At 47.9% G+C, this 22,763-nt stretch carries 15 protein-coding genes and 6 pseudogenes; 14 read left to right on the plus strand and 7 right to left on the minus strand.

Annotated features, from left to right (window positions below; genetic code table 11):
* Positions 1-280 precede the first annotated feature (280 nt).
* Both LU633_RS02075 and LU633_RS02080 read left to right on the plus strand, forming a co-directional pair.
* A pseudogene (locus tag LU633_RS02075) lies at positions 281-2,389 on the plus strand (EAL domain-containing protein); the annotation flags it as partial.
* A 364-nt stretch (positions 2,390-2,753) separates the two neighbouring features.
* Positions 2,754-3,533, plus strand: a complete 780-nt coding sequence (locus tag LU633_RS02080) for an L-threonylcarbamoyladenylate synthase (protein WP_020322953.1) — start codon at positions 2,754-2,756, stop codon at positions 3,531-3,533.
* A 32-nt stretch (positions 3,534-3,565) separates the two neighbouring features.
* Here LU633_RS02080 and LU633_RS02085 read toward each other — a convergent pair whose 3' ends face one another.
* Both LU633_RS02085 and LU633_RS02090 read right to left on the minus strand, forming a co-directional pair.
* Entirely contained in the window at positions 3,566-4,462 is an 897-nt protein-coding gene (locus tag LU633_RS02085) for a LysR family transcriptional regulator (protein WP_020322952.1), read from the minus strand.
* 120 nt (positions 4,463-4,582) lie between these two features.
* Positions 4,583-5,790: pseudogene (locus LU633_RS02090) on the minus strand (MFS transporter).
* A 906-nt stretch (positions 5,791-6,696) separates the two neighbouring features.
* On the opposite strand from LU633_RS02090, the gene LU633_RS02095 reads away from it, so the two are divergent.
* From LU633_RS02095 to LU633_RS02105, 3 genes and pseudogenes are all read left to right on the plus strand, one after another.
* A complete protein-coding gene (locus LU633_RS02095) occupies positions 6,697-6,996 on the plus strand; it encodes a trehalase family glycosidase (RefSeq protein ID WP_071598895.1) in 300 nt (99 codons plus the stop codon).
* Positions 6,997-7,121: 125 nt separating this feature from the next.
* Positions 7,122-7,565: a trehalase family glycosidase gene (locus tag LU633_RS02100; RefSeq protein WP_051124360.1), complete on the plus strand. Its 444-nt coding sequence runs from the start codon at positions 7,122-7,124 to the stop codon at positions 7,563-7,565.
* A 294-nt stretch (positions 7,566-7,859) separates the two neighbouring features.
* A pseudogene (locus tag LU633_RS02105) lies at positions 7,860-8,673 on the plus strand (DUF4225 domain-containing protein).
* A gap of 174 nt (positions 8,674-8,847) precedes the next feature.
* Here LU633_RS02105 and LU633_RS02110 read toward each other — a convergent pair.
* Positions 8,848-10,056 carry an IS256 family transposase gene (locus LU633_RS02110; RefSeq protein ID WP_046372161.1) on the minus strand — a complete coding sequence of 403 codons (1,209 nt, stop codon included), beginning with the start codon at positions 10,054-10,056 and terminating at the stop codon, positions 8,848-8,850.
* 489 nt (positions 10,057-10,545) lie between these two features.
* On the opposite strand from LU633_RS02110, the pseudogene LU633_RS02115 reads away from it, so the two are divergent.
* The 3 genes and pseudogenes from LU633_RS02115 (at position 10,546) to LU633_RS02125 (ending at position 14,265) form a co-directional block, all read left to right on the plus strand.
* A pseudogene (locus tag LU633_RS02115) lies at positions 10,546-11,242 on the plus strand (IS6 family transposase).
* Positions 11,243-11,749: 507 nt separating this feature from the next.
* Positions 11,750-13,219: a hypothetical protein gene (locus tag LU633_RS02120; RefSeq protein WP_051124358.1), complete on the plus strand. Its 1,470-nt coding sequence runs from the start codon at positions 11,750-11,752 to the stop codon at positions 13,217-13,219.
* 476 nt (positions 13,220-13,695) lie between these two features.
* Positions 13,696-14,265, plus strand: a complete 570-nt coding sequence (locus LU633_RS02125) for a hypothetical protein (protein ID WP_152664243.1) — start codon at positions 13,696-13,698, stop codon at positions 14,263-14,265.
* Here LU633_RS02125 and LU633_RS02130 read toward each other — a convergent pair.
* Positions 14,216-15,436 (minus strand): ISL3 family transposase, encoded by a 1,221-nt coding sequence (locus tag LU633_RS02130; RefSeq protein WP_046371806.1) that lies wholly within the window; start codon positions 15,434-15,436, stop codon positions 14,216-14,218. The two genes, LU633_RS02125 and LU633_RS02130, sit on opposite strands and share 50 nt — an antisense overlap.
* Before the next feature lie 35 nt (positions 15,437-15,471).
* Here LU633_RS02130 and LU633_RS02135 point away from each other — a divergent pair, with 35 nt between their 5' ends.
* Together LU633_RS02135 and LU633_RS02140 are read left to right on the plus strand one after the other, a co-directional pair.
* Positions 15,472-15,987 (plus strand): hypothetical protein, encoded by a 516-nt coding sequence (locus LU633_RS02135; RefSeq protein WP_046372163.1) that lies wholly within the window; start codon positions 15,472-15,474, stop codon positions 15,985-15,987.
* A gap of 62 nt (positions 15,988-16,049) precedes the next feature.
* Entirely contained in the window at positions 16,050-17,720 is a 1,671-nt protein-coding gene (locus LU633_RS02140) for a putative adhesin (protein WP_046372164.1), read from the plus strand.
* On the opposite strand, the gene LU633_RS02145 is transcribed toward LU633_RS02140, so the two are convergent.
* The 3 genes and pseudogenes from LU633_RS02145 to LU633_RS02155 form a co-directional block, all read right to left on the minus strand.
* A complete protein-coding gene (locus LU633_RS02145) occupies positions 17,633-18,832 on the minus strand; it encodes an IS91 family transposase (protein ID WP_046372110.1) in 1,200 nt (399 codons plus the stop codon). The two genes, LU633_RS02140 and LU633_RS02145, sit on opposite strands and share 88 nt — an antisense overlap.
* A gap of 8 nt (positions 18,833-18,840) precedes the next feature.
* Entirely contained in the window at positions 18,841-19,029 is a 189-nt protein-coding gene (locus LU633_RS02150; RefSeq protein ID WP_020322936.1) for a hypothetical protein, read from the minus strand.
* Positions 19,030-19,145: 116 nt separating this feature from the next.
* Positions 19,146-19,567: pseudogene (locus LU633_RS02155) on the minus strand (helix-turn-helix domain-containing protein); the annotation flags it as partial.
* 169 nt (positions 19,568-19,736) lie between these two features.
* On the opposite strand from LU633_RS02155, the gene LU633_RS02160 reads away from it, so the two are divergent.
* The 4 genes and pseudogenes from LU633_RS02160 to LU633_RS02175 all read left to right on the plus strand — a co-directional run bounded on the left by LU633_RS02160 (position 19,737) and on the right by LU633_RS02175 (position 22,509).
* Positions 19,737-20,438 (plus strand): hypothetical protein, encoded by a 702-nt coding sequence (locus tag LU633_RS02160; protein ID WP_020322933.1) that lies wholly within the window; start codon positions 19,737-19,739, stop codon positions 20,436-20,438.
* Positions 20,435-20,866 (plus strand): hypothetical protein, encoded by a 432-nt coding sequence (locus LU633_RS02165; RefSeq protein WP_020322931.1) that lies wholly within the window; start codon positions 20,435-20,437, stop codon positions 20,864-20,866. Before LU633_RS02160 ends, LU633_RS02165 begins: the two co-directional genes overlap by 4 nt.
* Positions 20,867-20,991: 125 nt before the next feature.
* Positions 20,992-22,196, plus strand: a pseudogene (locus LU633_RS02170) (IS256 family transposase).
* Positions 22,197-22,218: 22 nt separating this feature from the next.
* Positions 22,219-22,509, plus strand: coding sequence for a transcription termination/antitermination NusG family protein (locus LU633_RS02175; RefSeq protein WP_232426838.1), 291 nt, complete (start codon positions 22,219-22,221; stop codon positions 22,507-22,509).
* Positions 22,510-22,763 lie beyond the last annotated feature (254 nt).

Here is a 22,763-nt window from a genome sequence, read left to right on the forward strand (position 1 = left end):
TTTCAGTAATTTTTTCGACGGATGCTAATCATTAGCGTCTGAATACAGCACTATTTTCCTCTTCTCACCGTTTCTTCGAAAAATTAATCCTGAATATTATTTCCAACAGGCCGATAACCGAAGAAGCGTTATCCGTTAATGATTTTTTTGATCCTGCGGCCGTCCAGGAAATCGCACAACCTGCTGTTGAAAGGTTGTGATAGCAACGACCCATAAGGGGTTCTTTATACGTAACAGCCATCTTTTGCGTGGTGACAGCCCCCCTAAGGCGGAAAAAATGAAAAACAAACGTGATGAGATGTACCGCTTACTTGTGCAAAGCGTGGTTGATTACGCCATTTATATGCTGGAACCGGACGGCACTGTAGCAAACTGGAATGCCGGTGCAGAACGAACTAAAGGCTATAAGCCCCACGAGATTATCGGCAAAAACTTCGCCTGTTTTTATAGCGCTGAAGATCAGGCCAGAGGTCTGACGCAGCATGGATTGCACATCGCGCAAGGCACGGGCCGCTATGAAGTTGAAGGCTGGCGTTATCGTAAAGATGGCAGTGCTTTCTGGGCGTATGTGGTGATTGATGCGGTGCATAATGATGATGGCCAGCTGATTGGGTATGCAAAAATCACCCGCGATTGCACCGAATTTCACGAATACGAACAGGAAATTTTGCTGGCAAAAGAACGTGCCGAACAGAACAGTACACGCATGGCCTCGCTTTCTGGCTTTCTTGATACCATCATTGTCAATATCCCTTCTTGCGTGATTGTGGAAGATCTGGTGTCTCAGGAAATGTTGCTGGTTAACAGCAAAGCGGAAAAATTATTGGGTATCCGGCAAGCACAAAGCAGAGGGAAAAAACTGACCGACTGCACCACGCCTGAAGTGGGGCGCTATTTTGCGCAGCTGGAGGCAACAGCGCAGCGGCGGTATTACCCAGGGAGAACAGCTGCTGGCCACCTGCGGGGGCGAGAAAATCATTCATGTTTCGGTGTCTATCATTCGTGGCAATGATGTGCGCAGCGACTATATCCTGTTGATTGCCGACGATGTGACAGATCAGCGCACTGCCGATGCGCGCATTCATCACATGGCACATTATGACAATCTTACTGGCCTGCCTAACCGTGCGTTGTTCAATCAGCTTCTGAAAGAAGCCCTGCGCCATGACCTGGATTCGAACCAGCTTACGGCGGTGCTTTGTCTGGATTTGGATAACTTCAAGAACGTGAATGATGCGCTGGGCCATCAGGTGGGTGATGGCCTGCTTCGGGCCGTTTCCCGCCGATTATGTAGTGTCGTCCATGAACAGGATACGCTGGCACGGCTCGGAGGGGATGAGTTTTCTGTCGTTTTGCCCGCGCTTGACAGCGCCACGCAGGCTGAAAATCTTGCACAAAAGTTAATTGATGTTATTCAGCCGCCTTTCCATATTGATGGGCTCGCCCTTTCAGTTGGACTAAGCGTTGGTATCGCGATTGGCGCCAGCAATATGCCGCGCTGGATGAACTGTTACGGCGCGCGGATATGGCACTTTATTAAGGCAAGCGTAACGGACGTAACCGGCTTGAGCATTTCACCTAGGCAATGGGCGAGGCAGCCAGCAAGCGGCGGATGATCGAAACAGACCTGCGCGAAGCGATAACGGACCACCATCTTAAGCTTTACTATCAGCCGATTACCGAAGATCGTGGCCGTGAGATTATCAGTTATGAAGCGCTGATGCGCTGGCATCATCCGGTCAGGGGGATAATCATGCCGATCAATTTTATCCCCGTTGCTGAGGAAACCGGTCTGATCCACGCACTGGGCGCTTATGCCCTGTTTGAGGCCTGCCGCGAGGCCGAAGCCTGGCCGGAACAGCAGAGTGTGGCGGTTAATCTCTCGCCGTTGCAATTTAAGAACAGTTCTCTGGTGTCGGTCGTGGAAGAAGCGTTAAGAAATTCCGGGTTGCCGCCTCACCGACTGGAAGTGGAAATTACCGAATCAGTCTTGCTGTATAATATCTGTACTCTGCAGGAATTGAAGAAAATGGGCGTGCGTATCGTGCTGGATGACTTTGGCACCGGTTACTCTTCGCTCAGTTATCTGCGTTCCTTTCCCTTCGATAAGATCAAAATAGATAAGTCCTTTATTAATGATATGAAGGACAGCCGTGAGGCGCTGGCGATTATTCGCACGATTACCGGCATGAGCCGCAGCCTGGATATTCAGATTACCGCTGAAGGAGTGGAGAACAGCGAACAGTATGAACAATTGAAAAGCGAAGGCTGCACGCTGTTTCAGGGATATTACTTTGGTCGTCCACATCCGGCGGAAAACCGACTTCGCCTGTTCAGCCCGGTGGTATCAGTGCCCCCCGTGGCGGAAAATCCAGTGTCGGAGAAGTAACAGAACCGACGCGCCCCCATATCTTTCTCCCGTGCGGACAGTGACATATTCATTTCGCTATGCGCCGCTTCCTGTGGTGCCAGACGAAATCACGCAGCTGGCCCCATCATGCGTTCAGGCAGTCTCTGCACTTTTAGTTATTAAAGCATGCTGGATGCTTTATTGCGTGGTTCACAAAGTAAAAAGAAAAGCGCCCGATTTTAAACCAGCGGCAACATTTGTTTCATGTAGGAAACAATTAAGTTATGTGAAGCTTTATTGTTGCTTAAAAAAGCTATCAGGTTAGGATGGTTGCCATTGGCTATCAAGGGCTGGCAGTCTGACCCCTGAACCATACGTTAATCCTTTAAGGCAAGGTACAATTATGAGTAACAAGACGATTCACTGGAACGGTGGCTTACAGCCAGAAGCGGTTAATATCCTGTCAGCCGACGGCGGCATGATTGTTTGTCCAACGAAAGTAGGCTATATCATTATGACTTCGGATGCAAAAGGGCTGGAGCGCAAATTTGATGCCAAGCAGCGTAACCGCAACAAGCCGGGCGTGGTGCTGTGTGGCTCACTGGAGCAGTTGAAAGAGCTGGCGCAGCTGAATCCTGAAATCGAATCCCTGTATCAGCAGCACTGGGACAAGGATGTGCTGCTGGGCTGCATTCTGCCGTGGAAAGAAGAGGCCGTTGCGCGTATCCCTGAGGATGGTTCTAAAGATCTGATGATGGATCGCCGCCAGACCAGCTGCTTTGTTATTAAATTTGGTATCCCCGGTGAAAAACTAGCAAAAGAGCTGTGGGAGAAGCACGGTAAATTTTCCTTTGCCAGCTCGGCCAATCCCTCAGGGAAAGGTAACCGCGGTCTGGTTGAAGGCATCGGTGAGCGCATTGAATCGCAGGCTGATCTGATTATTGAAGCGAATGACTACGTGAAATCTATCCAGCCTAATGAGTCCGAGAAAACCCGTTACGAGCAGGGTGTGATGGTGGCGATGGTTGATGAGAGCGGTAAGCTGGTACCCGAGCAGAAAGGCCAGCGTGATATTACGCCTTGCCCGGTGCTGATCCGTAAAGGTCTGGACATGGACAAAATCATGTCAATACTGTCAGACACCTTTACCACCTGGGATTACCGCCACGGTAATTACTATTAATAAACAGAGGGCGGAAGCTGTTCCGCCCTCTGTTATTTCTGCTGTAACGCCTTCTGCAAGGCTTCAACAAACAGCCTGATGCGCGGCGAAACAATGCTGTCGTCCCTGCTTAAAATCCACGACTGAAAAAGATCCATCTGCCATTCTGGCAGGATGCGAACCAGCTTGCCTGCTTTAACCGCCTCCTGCGCGCTGTAGTCAGGGAGGTAGGCAATGCCGATACAGGCAATGGCGGAATTCACCAGCGCGGTGCTGTTGTTGGCGCGAAAGCGGCTGCGCACGTCGATATTCCGTTTTTGTTTTTCTTTACGAAACGGCAGGAAGAGGGTGTGAGCCGGGCCGCGAAACAGAATGAAATCATGGCACGGCAGATCATCGGGACTGCTGATAGCAGGCATTTTTCCCAGATAATCAGGTGAGGCATATAGCCCCCAGCTGATATCGATCAGCGGCTGGCAGTAACTGTGTTCCGGGCGCTCGCGGCGCACCACGATGGCCAGGTCAATATTGTCGTCGACCAGATTGACCTGCCGATCAGTGAGATCAAGATCGACACTGACGTGCAGGTTGCTGGCAATAAACTTACTCAGCACCGGGACAATGCACTGGCAGCCGAAGGTTACTGGTGCAACCAGACGCAGGCTGCCGGTGGACTCTTCGTGCAACTGGCGGATAAACAGGTCGGCATTTTTCACCTCGCTGAGAATACGTGCGCAATAGTGATACCATGTCATGCCCACATCGGTCACGACGATCTTGCGGGTAGTGCGTTGCAAAAGCGTTGTGCCAAAGCGCACCTCAAGTGCGGAAATCGTTTTACTGACCGATGACTTGGACAGCCCCAGTAACCTGGCTGCTTCGGTATAACTCAGCGTTTCCACCACTTTGGCGAAAATAATCATCGCGTGCAGATTTTCTAGGTCGCTCATGGCGGCTCCGGGCGGGAACGTCAGGTGATCGGAAAGGCGACAGAGTAAGGGTTGATCAAAGGGAAGTAAATCATTCGCGTGGTGCAGATACAGAGCAGCATCCTGTGCCGCTCTGCAGGTTCATCGAACTTTCTTCACCAGTACCGGGATCTTACGTAGCTGATTAGCGAGCAGCAGGGCCGCTGCCAGCATCACGGCAATAAAAGCCGATACGCCAGACCAGCCGGAACCAGCCCAGAAGGTGTCGCCCAGCGTGCCTGCGACGCTGGAACCCCAGATAGTAAAAGAACAGATAAAGTGAAGACGCCTCTCCTCTGGCACGCTGGCCGACCCAGCTACTGGCAACCGAATGGGCGGCAAAAAAACGTAGCAAACAGCATCAGTCCTGGCAGCACCAGAATCAAGGTAGTGAACTGGGTGGTAAGCAGGCCGGGCAGCATCAAACAGAGTGTGCCCATCAGTAGCCACGACCATGACGGGCAGTCATCTCGCCAGCACGCGTTGAATTGTACGTACCAGTCAGATAGACCACCGACAGCAAACCGACGACGGTCTGGCTGAGAGAAAAAGGGGCAGCCAGAAAACGAAGCTGCCCATCAAAATGAAGCCGACTATGAATAGCATGGGTGGACCCATATCCCGCCACTGAAACATAAAGTTGATCAGGAAGTTACGTGGCCGCAGCGAACTGGACCGAAAATATTGCGAAGCCGATAATAAACGGAAAAACAGCCTCTGCGGCGGCAAGTGCAAACAGGCCGACTATCATAAGTGACACATTCCACGAGAAATGGTCCGCCCAGTATTCCTCTGGACAGGCGGCCCGTCAGCCCGCCAATTGAGTTGCCACTGATATTCAAGTCCATCGAAAAGGATAGAAACACCGGATGGACCTCTTCACTGAGCTAGGTCATGGCCACCGCTGCCACGCCGCTGAGTGCCAGCCCGGCCAGGGCGCGCATCGCCGCTTATATCAGCGTGAAAAGCGCTGCCAGCAGCAGTGAGACGGACATGACCGATTTACGCCCGATGGCGTCTGACAGCGGACCGGTGATCAGCAAACCCAGTACCATCATCACGGTTGTCACTGAAAGGGAAAGGCTGCTTTGTGCGGGGTTGAGATGGAAGCTGCTTGAAAAAACCGGAAGGATAGGCTGAATGCAATAAAGTACAGCAAAGGTGGAAAACCCGACGCAGAACAGCGCGAGAGTGGTATGCATAAATCTGTGGGTGCCACGGGTAATATAACTTTTATTTATGGACGTATTATCTGTATTAGCGGGTAAAACTAAACTGTCATCTTCTTCAGTGAGATTTTCCGGGTGCAACGCCACGGGTTTATTTACTATCGATGCTACGAGAGTTCCTTATGATAATAACACGACATAAGATAACCTTATTTTTCCCAGCCCGGGCAGTCTGCTCGCCGCATCTGGCGGCGCAAGTATCGGACTGTTTAAAATCAATGTAAATGGTAAGTGAAATATTTTTCGTTAAGAAATAACTGTCGCAGAGCAATGAATTTTATTAAGCACGTTAATTGGAAATTAAAAAAACTTACCACCTGACATTTCCCGGTCTCAGATATTAATTTTCTGAAGTATTATATCATCTCCAGCAATAAAATCATTGGGTTGCATTGTGAGATGACGATACTATACTGAGCGCTTATTCTGAAATCTGTACGTTGATATTATCGAATGTTATTGGCATCTGGAGGTTCTTATCGCTTCTGAACGAAACGACCTGACTGCTGACATTAACCTGACCGAGTATGAAGCCTGGTATCAAGATGATGAAACAAGGTGGGAATGCGTGGCTGGAGCGGGACCTGAAAATATCCGTGGCCTTCCTGCTTCCGATATTCTGACCCCCCGCTGGCCGCTATCAGGATCTCTTTGAGGCCGTTCAGGCTTCCCGGATCTTTGCTGACTGCGCGCCTAAATATGAACCTGAACGTATTTTATATCGTTATTATATTCAGCGTGAGCAGCACGATTTTAATTTGCTACATTTCGTTCTTGAGCATTTTAATCTGCCGAAAGTGCATGACAGCCGCTATGTTTCCGATCCCGGAAAAAAATATAGCGGAACATATAGATTCGCTGTGGCTGATATTAACGCGTCAACCTGAAAAACAGGCTGAATTCTCTTCGTTATTACCTCTGCCCGAACCTTACGTGGTGCCCTGAGGGTGCTTTGGTGAGGCGTATTACTGGGATTCCTGCTTCAGTATGTTAGGGGTTGCCGCAGGAGGGCAACCCTCCCTGTTGAGAAAGATGGCGGACAACTTCGCGTGGATAATTGATACTTGGGGCCATATTCCGAACGGTAGTCGTACCTACTATCTCAGCCACCCGCAGCAGTCGGTGTTTGCCCTGATGGTGGAGCTTTTTGAGAAGGGTGGCGTTAACGCGGTGCGCCGCTATTTAAAACAGCTTAAGTGTGAATATGCTTTCTGGATGGTGCCGACCGCTTTGTGCCCAATGAGGCGTATCGCCATGTGGTTATGCTGGAAGGCGGCTCGGTACTGAACCTTTATTGTGATGATCGCGACACGCCGCGTGATGAATCCTGGGTTGACGATGTGGAAACGGTGAGAAACTCAGCGCGGCCTTGAGAGTATCCATACCACTCGTATCGTGCCCGATTGACATGAATGCGTTTCTCTACAAGCTGGAAACCAACCATTGCGCGCCTCGCTGCACGACGCAATGATGCTCACACGGCAGAGCAGTTTCAGCAGAAAGCGGTGCGTCGTCGTACAAGCGTCGATAAATATCTGTGGGATAATGACGCGCGTCCTTATCGCGATTATAACTGGTGCGAGCGGCAAAAAGCGGTGTTCTCCGCTGCTGCGGTGACGCCGCTGTATGTCGGCATGTCCAGCCTTGAACAGGCGACAGACACGGCTGCTGCGCTTCGTTCACACCTGATCGCGCCCTGTGGGCTGCTTTCCACAGTCAAGGAGAGCGGTGAACAATGGGACAGGCCAAACGGCTGGGTGCCAATACAGGGGTCAGTTTGGATATCGAAAATTATTCTACTTTTAGCGTATTATTTAACCGACTTCACTCGTAAAGTATTGATTTATAGGAAGTAGCTATCGCTTTTAAATTATCGACTAATCTGTATCGCATTTAGGTTATCTGATTAGAAAAAATTCACGGAAAAACGGCGTATAGCGCGGGAGTACACACTACTGCGATAACATAACGCAACCGTACAATATTGTTCGTTTCTCAAACGCAGCGCTGATCTGACAGGGACTGCCATTTAAAGTGGTATCGGAAAAAACAGGCATATCAAGAACCACTTATTTCCGGCTGAAACGGCGGTTTACAGTTGAAAATAAAGAGGTATCATCGGCGATGTAATAATATACAGGGAGAAAAAAATGGATGCGGCATTGCTTGATATGATGCGCTCTGGCGGAAGAAATAAAGCCTGGGCCGAAAAAAATGGTTAATCTCGAGGCCAGAAAGCTGATTAATACAGCGAATACGTTGTCCTCCTTCCATCTTCGGGATGGTCTGACCCGGATGAGGTTTGTCCAGGAAATAAAAGAGGTTGTTGAGCAGCAGTTTGCAGCCGCATGACGCGCAAAGTCTGATGAAGAATGCATGGCCTGTGTAAAAAGCCTCAGGGCAGAGACCGAAAATCTTGAAGAACAGGGTCGAATGCTGCGCACGAAAGCGGCGAAACTTTATGCCAAAGTGGAGTTCGTCCGGGAAAATAACAAAATTATCGGGTATGTAATCAGTGCCGTTAAGATTGTTGTTTCCGGAATGGCTATTTTCGGCGGTGGGGTGATGATAGCTACAGGAACCCCTCTTGGAATACTTTCTGGCGCAATTCTTATTACCGATGGAATAAATCAAATATCGAAAGAGACAATAAACCTGTCGAAAATCTCCGATTCAAAATCAGAGAGTATAATTGCAGATCAGACGATGGAAATAGCAAAATTCATGGGTTTCAAACCTGAGTCTGGACTGGCGGTCTACAACTCTATATCACTGGCGTCCAGTATTTACAGTATAGTTGGGTTATCCAGAAGACCGGAGGCATGGCGGCTTTTCCGTTACCTGCCTGGTGACTTTTACAGGAAAGTAAATACCATGAGTAAACCAAAACTAACTATGAAGATAGCCGGATATGGGGTTAAGGCCAAAGTGATATTTGATCTTATCAGCACAGACAATAACTAAATTTTATTTACCCGACAAAACCGCCAGCATTTAAATGAAATGATTGGTGGTTGAGAAAATCCAATTATGCATACAGCAAAAAGTAACGATATACCACCACCAAAAGCATATCCGATGTCATCAATCTTTGAATAAATAAGACCCTGTAAATAATTCTGTGTAACTGCCACCACGTCAAAGGTGAACGCTCAGGCGGTCACCGAACTCAATAATAAAGCGGCTCATCGCCAGCCGACAGTTCTGGATCGGCATACTCCATTTTTTCGATGCCGACTGGATTGCCAGGTAAATAACCTTTCGCACTGAGTCATCCGTCGGGAATACCTTGCGTTTCTTAATGGCGGCACGGATCACGCTGTTCAGCGACTCAATGGCATTCGTGGTGTAGATAGCTTTTCGGATGTCAGACGGATAGCCGAAGAACGTATTGAGGTTTTCCCCGTGCGCACGCCAGCTTTTGCTGATTTGTGGATATTTGTCATCCCATTCTTCGGCGAACGCAGCCAGCGCCATCCGTGCGGCCGCTTCTGTTGGTGCCTGATAAACGGTTTTCAGCCCGCCCGTGACCGCTTTGTAGTCCTTCCACGCCACGTATTTCAGGCGGTTACGCACCATGTGGATGATGCACAGCTGGATGTGAGTCTGCAGATAGACGCTGTTTATCGCATCCGGGAAGCCCTTCAGGCCATCCACGCAGGCAATCAGGATGTCCTGAAGGCCGCGATTTTTAAGTTCCGTCAGCACGTTCAGCCAGAACTTTGCACCTTCATTTTCAGCCAGCCACATCCCCGGAAGCTCTTTCCGGCCTTCGGTATTGATGCCCGGTGCCAGGAACACCGCTTTGTTAATCACGCTGCCATTCTGACGAACCTTAACAACAATACAGTCCAGATAAACAATGGGATAGAGCGCATCCAGCTGGCGATTCTGCCATTCGGCGACCTGCTCTTTAACGGCATCCGTGACTTTTGATATCAGGGGCGGTGACACATCAGCATCGTACATCTCTTTGAACGTATCGACGATTTCCCGCGTGGTCATGCCTTTGGCATACAAGGATAAAATCTGGCTGTCCATCTGCGTGATACGCGTCTGATTCTTCTTAATCAGCTGAGGTTCAAAGGTATTTTCCCGGTCGCGCGGCGTGTTTAGCCCGATTTCACCGTCGTTGCACAGCAGCGTTTTCGAAGAGTAGCCGTTGCGGGTATTGGTGCCGGTTTTAGGGGCATTTTTCTCATGCCCGAGGTGGTCAGTCAGTTCTGCATTGAGTGCCGTTTCAACGGTCAGCTTCGTGAGCATGCGGGAAAACTGATTAAGGCCGGCCTCAGTTTTGAGGCCTTTGGCCAGTTCAGCAGCAAGGGCCTTAAGTTTCTTCTCGTCCATAATTTGCCTGTCTCCATTGTTGGAGTGAACATATCAAAAACAGGCAATTACACAATTTTAATTACAGTCTCATAAATAAGGAACAAAAAACACGCAACACAACAACAAAGGACCCACAGAAAAATTTTAAATCTTTTGGCTAAATCGCTGATAACTTCGTCAAATGTTCCGCCAAAGTTATCGATATTATTCTGAAGTTTCTGTAATTCCTTCATCGTAAAACCCGATACCAGAAGACGATCTTTACTAAAATCCATAGTCATTTCATCAACTTCCTTATCCTAATCAACCCGGCGCTTGTTATTCGATTTTTGTAGGTATGCATGGTTTAATCCTGACTTCAATAGCGTATATTCACTCATTTTCATAGTGTTTACACCTTTCATCGATATAATTATAGATTACTCATGACGAGTATACAAAATAATCGGTTCTGTCGCATTAAGCCGGGGGCAGGTAACATGCTGTTTTTTTATAATGTTGCCGACTATGTCCCTGATCCGAAAATCTTTCCGACGCCTCCATTACCCCACTGATGTTATCGCCCGGTGTGTCCGCTGGTACCTGGCGTACTCACTCAGCCTGTGCAACCTCGAAGAGATGATGGTTGAGCGGGGCATTATTGTTGATCACTCCACGCTTCACCGCCGGGTCATCCGCCTGGTGCCGGTGCTGGATAAGGCGTTCCGACTGCCTGAACGCCCGACGGGTCGCCGCTGGTGAATGGACGAAACCTACATCAGAGTCAGAGGGCAGTGGAAATACCTGTAGCAGGCCGTCGATATTACAGGGTAGAGCATTGATTTCCTGCTGACTGCCAGACGGGATGCCGCCGCAGCACTGTGTTTCTTTCGTAAGGCCGTTCGCCACCACGGTGAGCCGGAAATGATAACCATCGATAAAAGTTGGTGCCAGTACGGCAGCGCGGACCACACTCAATGCCGACAAACCCGCAGAGGAAAGTATCACTATCAGGCAGAACAAATATCTGAACAACCTTGTGGAGCAGGCTCACCGGAACATCAAACGACGGACGCGGGCGATGCCGGGATTCAAATCATTCAGGCGGGCACAGACCATACTTGCGGGTATTGAACTGGTAAACATGATCCGTAAAGGACAGCTTCATCATCCAGTTGGTGAAGGATTGTCGTCTGCAGAACCATTTTATCTGCTGGCTGCCTGAAAAACAGGCAGCGCAGATTTCATCATCTTCACTCCGTTAACGCGACAGAGCCAAAATGACGAGTACGGGATCACTTATCTGTATCGTGCCAGAAATGTTGCTTCACGTGCGCTTCCAGCATCAACGACATGGCGTCAACATCAAGTTCCCCGTTACTTTTCTTGAAATTGTAGCGACCAGAGCACACCATGCCAGGTGCCCGTTTTTTCCATATTTCTCATTTCATCACCAGCCCAGGGGCTGTCCTTCAGCACTGATGTTTGTCATCGAGTTCCACCAGTCGTCGGTTCATCTGATCGGGATGCTCCCGGTATACCTCACCGCTGACTGGCGCCAGTTGCCGGGTAGGTGTAGTGATCATCATTGTGCGTCACTACAGGTACAGTTGTTCCCAGATATGCCGAATTCAGGCACTCTACAGAAATAAAGTCATTTTCTAACAGAAATTTTTTTTGATGATGATAAAAAAGGGGGTTAAAAGCCAGTTACGAATACGAAAGGAATCCTATGCCCCCTGTAAACCCACCAAACCCCACCTCATCAAACAATATATCCTGGGTATCCAGGGATAGTTCAAATCCGGAAGACCAGGATATCTGGTTTGACGCCATCGACCACATTGAAATGGAAGAGGCCTGGTTTGAGGGGGCTGAAGCCTTTGACATTCATGAAGAACATCAGACTGCCCCGTCATCTTCTGCCGGAGAAGCCGCAGATTCCCGGGTTCCGTTCACGGAAGACTGTCGCCGCGGCGTTCAGCAGCTTGTTCGTACCCTGGGAGAATACGGGGAGAGCAGAATGCTTTCTGCCTGCCTTTCTAAAATACTTCCCGGCACCCCGACTAGTCTCGTTATCGCAGCAAACAGTCTGTATACCGCAGTGACTGAACGACGGAATATTGATACTGCAGTACTGCATACTCTCGGGCTGGCATCCTGTTACCTTCCTGAGAATATTAATATTGTATCCCGGCTGGCATCCTTTCTCAGGGATACCGTTACCGGGTGGACAGATGAGACTTTTCTGCAGCAGTTTCTGGGAAACGAAGAAAATCACACATCCACCCACCTGTTTACAGCCCTTGCGATAACGGCCATTGTGGCAGGACGCTGGATGAAAGACGAAGGGCCCCCGCAGCGCGGTGTTCTGAAGGTCCCGGCCTTTATGGCTAATATTTTTATCCGCGCCAGTCATTACTGGACAGCGCTGGGAAATATGGCGGGCAGTCTCCCATCCGGCACAGCAATCCCGGAAAATACCGGCACATCACAACCCGCTCCCGCTTTTGAGGTCGATACGCAGATGGAAATGACCGAAGATGTATGTGATGCCACAGCTTCCGGCACCTCAGCACCACGGCTCACCGCATTCTCGTCAAATTCAACTGCCCGTCCTGAGGCTTACACCCATGCGACGGTACAGAACAGGCCCGCTCCTGCGTCCGGGAAAAATACCCGTATCTCTGTACCTGAACAGACACATTATCTGGCTGTGGAGAAACTCCGGCAGGAAAGCGGTCTTTCAGACCTGTTATATTGTGCGACCAGTAAAACTGAGAGCCGCCAGCAAACAAACGAAAATATTATTACCAGCACGTATTTCAATACAAAATGTGATGCCACCGATTATCCTGAACCGTTGACGAAAGGGGCTGATAGCATACCTGTTCACACAGACATAACGGAAACACAGGTATCCTCGGCAGCAACAAGCCGGAGTGGCGGGGATGCTTTGCTTCCCCTGGTGATGACGGGGGCAGTAGCGGTGCCCGTGGCAACGTCTTATATGCAGGCCCTGAAAAATAAACCGGTCATTGCAGCCGGAGCCACTGCGGCCCTGACCGGGGCGGGCATTGCGGGAAAATTGCTGTGGGATAAATTGTCCACACACAATCCGGAAGGAAGCGTTGATGATATTGAAAAAGGTGTGGTTATAGGAAGGAAGGGATTGGAAATGAAGAATATAATCAAGCTATAGAGTTAATTAATTCTCTTGAAGTAAGTGATCTTGATTTTATTTTTGCAGATAGTAATGTTACTTTAACATCGGCTATAAGAATGAAGCGAGATAATCGACAACAAGAAGAAATCACCCTGGATTTCAATGAGGAAAACATTCCATTTTTTATAGACTCAATACTCAAATAAATACGAGATGCAAAAATTAAAGAGATCTTTCAGGAAATATTCACTAATAATAAAAATTCATCAGGGAAGGTTAAAGGTAGTGAAAATCTCAGGGCTTTACTTTTAAGTCTGGATGATATTATTATTTTCCTGCTAAATAACAAAAATACAATTAGTGATAATCAATTCTCAGAAGGTCGTGATACAATCATATCATTCTGGACTTTATTCAGGAGAGGGACCTTTCCTGCTCAATATATAAAGTTAATAGATAAAATCTATGCAAATATGATCTTTATTACATCAACGGTTGATGATATACCTGAGATGTTAAACTTTGTCATTAATAATATAAAAAATGTTTCATTTAAACGTGAGGTGAAATCTATTTCAGAAAAAATATATGCATCATTAGATAAAGTAGCTGGTTATGCAGAGGATGATAAAAAAATCCATTTACTTATGGAGCATATTTCATTGCTTACCGAGTTCGCTACTGATTTTCATATGACGCACGGGGTAAGCAAATCATATAAATTGAGTGTGAAGTTGATTAAAAAACTCTGGAATCTGGCTGATTCTTTACCTGAATTAAGTAGTCAATCTAAAATAAGGAAGTTTGTAGAGTATAGACAGCTGGTACAATCCGGAGGGGAGGTGCTAAGTATGATTGAAAACCTGTTCCCTCCAATTTTTGATCCTAACTCATATATAGATAATTTTATAGATAATGGGATTAAAGAATTTGAGAAAATAAGCGGTAAAAAACTGGGTTTGAAACCGTATAGCATTATTCATGCTACTCGCCATGTCCATAGATGGGACTTCCCCGATCATGGTGGGAGACTCAGAACGCCATGTTCAGCTTCCCGTAGTGGAACATTACGCCCAGCTTGAACCGTTCTTTATTCCTGAAGCCCCGTGACTTGATCCTCAGCAACCGTATTTTACTGTTCAGAGACTCCGCATTGCCGTTCGATACCCGGTTTTTCATCGCATTCAGAATGCCGTAAAGCCGCTTTGCCACCATGCGGGCAATGCTGACCATGAGTGGTATGCCGGTGTCTTTAGCCATCGCCATCCATTCCTGCCACAACTTACGGCTATGGTCGTCATAGCGGCGGTGCCACAGATCGCGGGCAAGCTCTTTCATTACCCAGCACTGGTTCGTTTGCGGTAACACCAGCCGGGCAACTTCTAACCTCTCAGCGCGGCGCCCAAAGCGATTTTGTTTGCTGTAAAACCATAAGTAGCGTGAGCGGTGGGCGTCTTTCCTGTCTGACGACGGGATCTGTTTCATCTCAGCCTGACGGGTTTTATCAACGATGGCGCACAACATTTTTGCCACATGGAAGTGATCGAAGGCGATTTTATCCACGGCATTGGGGAGATGGATGCGTGCAGCACTGATATAGGCCGTGTTCATGTCCATAGACAGCGTTTTTATCTCTTCAAGCTGGTGATCTCTCAGGCTACGCAGATAACTGGCAAGACTTTCTACACCGCGATCGTCGGTCAGTTGCAAAGCGCGTCCCTGCCTGTCAGAGATAACGGTGACGTACTGGTGTCCTTTTTTGAACCCGACTTCATCCACGCAGAGATGACGGGCCGATAAGGGTTGTTTTATCCGGGCCAGGCCTCGTTTTACTGCGCGCATCATGATGCCGTCCACGGCATTCCAACTGAGTTTGAGCTGCTTTCTGACAGCATCCACGGTGCTAATTTTCAGCCATGAAAGAACAAAGGCTTCGAACAACAGGGTGTAGCGGCTGCCTGGCCCCGCCCACGGAACCGGCAGTGTCTGGCAACCGTGCTCGGGGCAGTCAATGCGGGGTACATCAGCTTCAACCAGCGTGGTGAATTGACAGGTATCGAGGTGACGCCATTTGCGACGCCGGTGGTCATGTATGGGGCAGGATTTACCGCATGTTGGACAGGTCAGTTGAGTGTGCCCGACAATGCCGACAATCACAGTCACTGAACCAGATTTTTCATCAAGAGAAAGGGATTTTACCTGCCACGGTGCGGACAGGTTAAGGATATGGGCATAGAGGGACTTTTCGTCCATGGCAGACTCCTCAGAAAATCAAGACTGCCATCATAATGCCCTTAGCCACCACAACAGGGGAAGACCCCCATAGATACAGTGTTTTTAATAACGCAGTACAGACTTTTCCGGTATATGTTTCTCTTAGAGATATTGTGACAAATATGTATGTTATGGAGCTTGGAGAGATTCCGTATCTTACCTATGACCCTTCAATTAAATCATTAATCGAATTTTTAAAAAAAACGCACTTGCAAAATAAAATGATGAAAGAGATATCTGATTATAAGAACGAGGATGGTAATGAAAAGGCAATGACTACACATTATCGTAAGATGATAGACTATCGTTGCTTGCATTATCTGTCACCCGCCAATAAAGATAATAAATATGCCTCTTATGTTACAGGCTTCCTTAATGGAGAGGTACAGGCAAGGGAGTTTTTCTTTTATGGTATAAAATTAAATGGTGTTTTTTTATACCAGCGAAAAATGCTTCAAAAGGTGTGCTGTTTAGTGTCGATGAGCCGACATTTTTTAATCTGGATAGCTTTGAATCTATATTCTATATAAATGGTCATCCCCATACTGGAATATATACATCAACACCTCATAATCCAGCATTTAAGGAGTGGGTGTTAAGTAAACTACCTATTAAAGAGAGGGCAGAATATGATGATAAAACCAAACCGTTTAGCAATCCAATAAACAATGAAGCACTATTGGGATATTCGCCTGTTGAGATCCTAACCCACTCAGAACAAATTTTCAATATTAAAGAAATGCCAACCAGACTTGTTAATCAACTAATGGAGCGTTTAGAAAGAGATATCGATGCGTTGAATTTCTCAATAGAAGAAATGGATGCTCAGGAAAGAGAAAAAATATTTGGAGTACTAAAAATATTTTTTTCAGTAGCAAGTTTCATAATTGCTCCAGCGGCGGGAATTTCCAGTACGGCGGCGTACTTAGGATTTGTTATTTCAGCGATGGACGAAATGGTTTCATTTACAGAAGCTGGTATCGCAAGCGTAAAAGGTGATAAAAATGCAAATGAACTAATGAAAGAAGCAATGATATCCGCTTTTATGTCTCTTAACTCTCAAGCCCGGTTTGGTACACCAATAAGATCTCAAAATCTAATAAAAGACGCAGTAGTGAATTATCAGAATATTAATAAATTATCTGAAAAGGTGATCCCTGCTATCTTTAAAAACAAAGTGAAGCACGCTGCTTTTGCTAAAGATAATAATTTACCTTACAGAGGGATGGGACCTAAACTCATTAAACCTAAAATGTCAGATTTTACCAATGAACATGGTGTTTTTAATAAAATAGAATTTGACAAAAGCATGAGGAAATATATTCAAGAAAAAGGAGTGTTAGAAAAAATGGCTAATGTTGGCAAGAATGTGCCCGATGAGCACCAGAGAAGGAAGTTAATAGCAGTAAACAAAATGATAAGTTTACGGGGAAGCCACTCTTATATATTGGATTCAGTCTCCGATAACCGATTTACGCTTCACTATGTAAAGGACTCGCCTGCGGATACAGCTGTTTTAAGTGCCCATGGTTGGTTTACTAAAGATTCAACACAATTAACGCTTTCAGATAATCAAGAACTGTTATTTCTTGGGCCTCATGGTGAAATATTACTTGAACCACCCGAAGTAGAAAATCTATTGCCAATGGAAAATCTGTTGGCTGGAAAAAAGAACCCGCTTATCTATAGTAAATTAACTAATAAAGAACTTATATCCTATAAACCAGGAGGTAGTATATCAAATGATGAAATAGTTATGAATTATAAATTTAGCCATTATGAGAAAGTACCAAATGAGGAAGTGCAGTTATCTTTACTATCTAACAGGATTAATAAAAACAAAGAAAAAATGGATGTCATTACAGTTAATGAAAAAGTAGACAGCCCTCGTTATAGAGAACCAACATTACGGGATTTGATGAATTTAATCAAAAACAATAAATCATTTAAACCATATAAAAAGATAATTTTTTTAGCCTGCAGAGAAGAGAAAACACCAGGAGTACTACGGCAATCAGTAAAGGATGTTAAACTTGGTAGCGGATATGAAATTAAATTTACGGAAGAAGATTTCGCTAAACAATCAAAAGGAAAAAAAAGAAGTATTAATAGCTCTAACTGTGAGAACGATATTAACTTTGATGGTTATTTTATTTATGAGCTAATTTCCCTGCGTCAGGCCGGGATATACCTCATCAGACTGATATCCCGTGCGTGGATTTTCAGCCCCTGCACATTCAGACCAGCTACCGCACGACGGTAAACCATTCGCCCGCCGCACAGCACGCATTCGAACGGGTCTCGCCGCAGGAACTGCTTACTCAGCTGCGCGTAACATATCTTCACCGCCGGATCCGGTTTATCCATACCCAGCGCGCTGTATACCTGCGGCAGTCTTTCACCGCACACCCGGTTGGACAGAAAACCAAAATAGCGCACCATCCTGAAGTGTTTCTCCGGGATATGCTGCTTCAGACGTCTTACCATTTCATGCTGCGTCAGCCTTTCCGTGGCCTGCTGACCCGTATTGTGGTCGTGATAGCGGAAGTTCAGCGTGGCGCCGCCGGCGTAGTGCGCCAGCCGGGAACCGGCTATCGGGGGCTTTTTCAGATACCGGCCCAGGTATCTTACGGTGTTTTTACTTCCCGCCGTCTTTTTCGACATGTATACGTACCAGCATTGTCCGCCTGCAGTCAGTATCAGCGTCCGCCACTGTGAGTCTGTGGTGATATGCATCAGCTCCACAGGAAGCGCAATGCCTTCTGACCAGGCATCCAGCAGGCGCTGCCGGACATTCCACATCCATCGGGTGCGCATGGCGTCCTTACGGAAGCTGATTTTTCGCCACTTTCCGTGCTCATCAATACCGCCGCAGGTGACGGAGACGTGGACATGGGGATGCCAGTTAAGGCGGCGGCCGTACGTATGAATGGCGCAGAATATACCGATATCCAGCCCGCGTTTTCCTGCCGCATACAGCAGGTTGTCGACGGCCAGGCGGCAGAGGTCGTTGAGCAGCCAGCGGTTGGCTTCAAACAGGGCCCACAGCGTGTCGGGCAGGGTGAAGACCAGATGCTGCCAGTCGCAGTCCGGCAGGCGGTTAAGCTGCGCGGCAATCCACAGGTCTGTGGCCTTTTTACCGCAGGACGGACAGGCACGGCTGTGACAGGCGTTGGTAATGTACCTGACGTGAGGACACTGCGCGTTGTCGCAGGCATACTCTTTCACGCCGCTGATGCGGGTGCCGCAGGCCAGCATTTTTGTGACGGCTTCAACTTCGATATCACGCAGGCCGCCGGTATCCAGAAAGGAAGCCCAGCACTGGTTGGTGGTGAAGAGCTTTTTGAGCGGACGGGGGCTGAAATCAGAAACCACGGGACAGATTAATTTCCGGCTTCCTGTAGTCGGGTGAGTGCTGCTGCATCGTGACGATGCTCAAGTATGGCGCTGGCGACCATTGCCGGAGGTGGAGCCATGGGCTTCATCAGCTTAATCCAGTCCCATTCACGCTGGGAAAGCTTATCAGCGGCAACGGAGAGCAGGACGGTGTCGATACTTTTACGTGTCATCATGGTGGTGGTCTCTGAGCAAAATATGTAGCCAGATCATACATATTCGAACCAGTGAATGGCAACTCCGGGTCAGGCTGACGGCACGGTTTTCAATTTGCGGCCGTCAGCCTGCCCTGTTCGTCGAGGCAGTCACGGCGGTAGTGCGGCTGGTAAACTCGTGGTTTACGTCTGGAATACGGAAGCCAGAGACAGTCATCTATCATCCATTTTCTGAGCGTTTCAACAGAAACGGTAATATCGTGGCGTTCCCTGAGTTTTCAGCGGCCAGCGTGGGGCCAAAATCACTGTAATTTTCATGCAGTAATGCCAGAACCCTTAACTTAAGTGATGCAGGCAGTTTGTGGTTACCGGGAGAACCCCGGCGCAGACTGGCAAGGCCGGAAGCACCCGAATCTCTGAAACGATTTACCAGCCGCTGAACCTGACGTTCAGTTAGCTTTAGCTGAACAGCAGCGTCACGGCGACGCAGACGCTTTTCGACAACGGCCTGAATAACGTTAACACGGTTTAACTCTTTATCTGACTTGGTCACTAATATCCGGATGTCCTTACGACGGCAGAAAGATGTGATCCTTTATGCCGTAAAAAGTGACATCTCTAAATGGGAGAAAAGTGACACTACTATATTGGTGCTACACAGGGGGTGCGGCAAAGGGATGTTATGGTAAATTAGGTCACAGTGATCAATACGAGATAGGATATTCAGGATGAGTAAGCGATCAGAAATTATTGATGGTGCTCAGGCACCTTATGGAAACAGAGGTATTGTTTATACGGAAGTTCTGGGATGGGTGGATTTGGGGCATGCTCAGGGCACGGATATCCGAGAGCTTTTGAGATTAATTGCTCAAGGTGAATCATCAGGGAAGGAATTTTATGATGTCAGGTATGCACAGGGAATGACTGGTCTAAGGGGGCAACTTCGGTCAGGAAAAGTGATGACTTGGCGGATACGGCGCGGCAGAGCTCACTGGGAACAGAAGAGCATTGCCTTGGCGATGATGATGACGATGGCTCGCAAATTTGAAGCGTTTCAGGGATCGTTTCCCAATAATTTAGTGACGGACAGCGGTTTCAGCGGTGAGGATTTGGTCTCTGATTTGCTGGGTTTTTATCGGGTAGTATCGATTCAGAATCCTTTTCCTCAGCTCCGGCCTGTTAGCAAGGAGGAAGCCCTAAAACGCTGGGACTACGGCAAAATAGGTAGCTGGAAGAACGAAACATTTCAGCCTCTACTGTTCCCCGATCCGGAAAAATTCCCGCACTCTCGCCCTCGTAAAGGGATGCTGCCGCCTTTTATGCGAACGGTAGTCCCCTATAACGATTTTCTGTCTGGAAACGTCATTCTGCCTCAGCACGATAAGACTTTTGTTGTCTTAGGCTCTGGTAACAACAGGATGGGGTTATGAGACGAAATATAATTATTCTGCTCAGTGTTGCTGTCATTGGTGTTTTTGCGCTGGCTATCGTATGTCCGCATATACAGATGGGGTTTTCCAGTAGCGCCCATTATACCCAGATGGATACTCGAGAGTACGAGTATTACACGCCAGATTTATTGAAAAGAATCCCTCGTATCTCTGACAATTACGAGTTCAGTTATAGCAATATCAGTGGCCCACAAGCTTTTGTCTATGGCATTCAGTTCAATGGCACGACCGATACCAGTAAAATTCGTGAATACCTGATAGCCGAAGGATATGAACAGCAAAAACAATGTCAAACAGAAGCTGAATGTTGGCGATCTCCACGGAATAAAGATGTTGTGTCGTTTTACAGCTTGTCTAAATTAGATTTGGTTAGTGTCGAAATTTATCGACGTGAGCATGCTGATTAAATTAATATATCTCTGGAATGGAAAGGATCTTCTTGACGTATAGGAAATTGAAAGAGCCAGTACATAGATTTGTGTAATTGCCTGATTTTGATATGTTCAATCCAGCATCAAAAGCAGGTTGATTTATGGACGAAAAACAGTCGCAGGCCCTGGCTAACGAACCGGCCAAAAATCTCAAAACCCCTGACGATATCAGTCAGTTTGAGCGCCTGCTGAAAAAATCAGTGCCGGGGCGGCGCTCAACGCCGAGATGTCCCACCATCTGGGCGGCGATAAAAATCAGCCCAGACCGGCGACCAACGCCTGCAACGGCTATTCCACAAAGACAGTGACCACCGGCGATGGACCGCCGGAGCTGCGTACACCGCGCGATCGTGATGGCTCCTTTGAACCACAACGGGTGAAGAAAAACCAGACCCGGAGCACCGGGATGGATAACCCGATCTTATCGTTGTACGCCAAAGGGATGACCACCCGCGAGAGCGCCGCGTTCAAAGAGCTGTATGACGCCGATGTCTCGCCAGCGCTGGTCTCAAAGGTAGCTGATGCCGTCATGGAGCAGGTCACCGGATGGCAAAACCGGCCACTGGATGCCGTTTGTCCCATCGTTTACCCTGACTGTATCGTCCTGAAGGTCCGGCAGGACAGTCGCGTCATCAATAAATCCGTGTTCCTTGCCCCGGGTATCAACATCGGAGGACAGAAAGAACTGCCGGGTATGTGGCTGGTCGAAAACGAGGGCGCGAAGTTCTGGTTGAACGTGCTGGTGGGGCTGAAAAACAGTGGCCTGAACGATATCCTCATCGCCTGTGTTGATGGTCTGAAGGGCTTCCCGGACGCTATCAACGCGGTGTATCCGCAGGCCCGCGTCCAGCTGTGCGTCGTGCATATGGTGTGCAACAGTCTGCGGTTCGTCTCCTGGGAGGACTACAAAGCCGTCACCCGTGACCTGAAAGCCATCTGTCAGGCCCCCATGGAAGAAGCAGGTCAGCAGGCGCGGGAAGCGTTCGCCGGTGCCCGGGACAGCCGCTACCCGCAGATAAGCCGGAGCTGGCAGGCAAACCGGGCCAGCCTGTCGACGTTCTTCGCTTACCCGGCAGACATCCGCAAGACGCTCGACACGACCAGCGCCACCGAGTCGCTGAACAGCGTGATCCGGGATGCCATCAAGAAACGGAAGGTGTTCCCGACTGACGACGCAGTGAAAAAGGAGGTGTGGCTGGCAATCCAGGCCGCATCACAGAAATGGAGGATGCCACTGAGGGACTGGAGTATGGCGATGAGCCGTTTTATTATCGGGTTCGGTGACCGCCCGGACGGACACTACTGAGAAAAGGCATTTACACAGAATCGTGTACAGGCTCGAAGACAAAATTTTGTTTCCCAACTACCTTTTCCTTTGCTTCGATATCAACATCACTCATACATCTACTATTACATCCATTCCGGGTGCGCATGGTTTCGTCAGTTTTGGAGCAACACCATGTACTATCCCAAAATCAGTAATAACAGCCATTGAATGCTCCCGTATGGTAGCTCTCAATCCTAATGAAGATGCTATAGAATGCCGGAATATTGACTCAGATTTGCTGGCTAAAGTGCAAGAACTGTCTTTGATAAGGTCTCCACTCCAAGGGGTTTGAAGCCCAACCATACGAAACTGTACGCTAAGTGTATTTTTTGAGCAGATCTGACGAGTAAATAAAACAGCCGTTTTCTTTACTCTTTCCTTTGATACCAGTAACCATGCGGTTTTCGGCACTTTCAGCGTTAATAAATCCGGTAATCAAATCAACATAAATCTTATCTACAACTCCACGACTTTATAGACATAAAATCATACGGTTATGCTCTTAACGTACCTTTTCGTTTCGTTGGACTTCAAACCCCTAATACT

This window comes from Erwinia tracheiphila (assembly GCF_021365465.1).
Lineage (GTDB): Bacteria > Pseudomonadota > Gammaproteobacteria > Enterobacterales > Enterobacteriaceae > Erwinia > Erwinia tracheiphila.

Excerpts from the sequence above, each read along its gene's own strand:
- LU633_RS02130 (WP_046371806.1), bottom strand. The coding sequence starts at position 15,436 with ATGGACGAAAAGTCCCTCTATGCCCATATCCTTAACCTGTCCGCACCG.
- LU633_RS02110 (WP_046372161.1), bottom strand. The coding sequence starts at position 10,056 with ATGGACGAGAAGAAACTTAAGGCCCTTGCTGCTGAACTGGCCAAAGGC.
- LU633_RS02085 (WP_020322952.1), bottom strand. The coding sequence starts at position 4,462 with ATGAGCGACCTAGAAAATCTGCACGCGATGATTATTTTCGCCAAAGTG.
- LU633_RS02100 (WP_051124360.1), top strand. The coding sequence starts at position 7,122 with ATGCGTTTCTCTACAAGCTGGAAACCAACCATTGCGCGCCTCGCTGCA.
- LU633_RS02160 (WP_020322933.1), top strand. The coding sequence starts at position 19,737 with ATGAGTAAGCGATCAGAAATTATTGATGGTGCTCAGGCACCTTATGGA.
- LU633_RS02120 (WP_051124358.1), top strand. The coding sequence starts at position 11,750 with ATGCCCCCTGTAAACCCACCAAACCCCACCTCATCAAACAATATATCC.
- LU633_RS02095 (WP_071598895.1), top strand. The coding sequence starts at position 6,697 with ATGTTAGGGGTTGCCGCAGGAGGGCAACCCTCCCTGTTGAGAAAGATG.
- LU633_RS02165 (WP_020322931.1), top strand. The coding sequence starts at position 20,435 with ATGAGACGAAATATAATTATTCTGCTCAGTGTTGCTGTCATTGGTGTT.
- LU633_RS02135 (WP_046372163.1), top strand. The coding sequence starts at position 15,472 with ATGCCCTTAGCCACCACAACAGGGGAAGACCCCCATAGATACAGTGTT.
- LU633_RS02125 (WP_152664243.1), top strand. The coding sequence starts at position 13,696 with ATGTTAAACTTTGTCATTAATAATATAAAAAATGTTTCATTTAAACGT.
- LU633_RS02150 (WP_020322936.1), bottom strand. The coding sequence starts at position 19,029 with ATGATGACACGTAAAAGTATCGACACCGTCCTGCTCTCCGTTGCCGCT.
- LU633_RS02080 (WP_020322953.1), top strand. The coding sequence starts at position 2,754 with ATGAGTAACAAGACGATTCACTGGAACGGTGGCTTACAGCCAGAAGCG.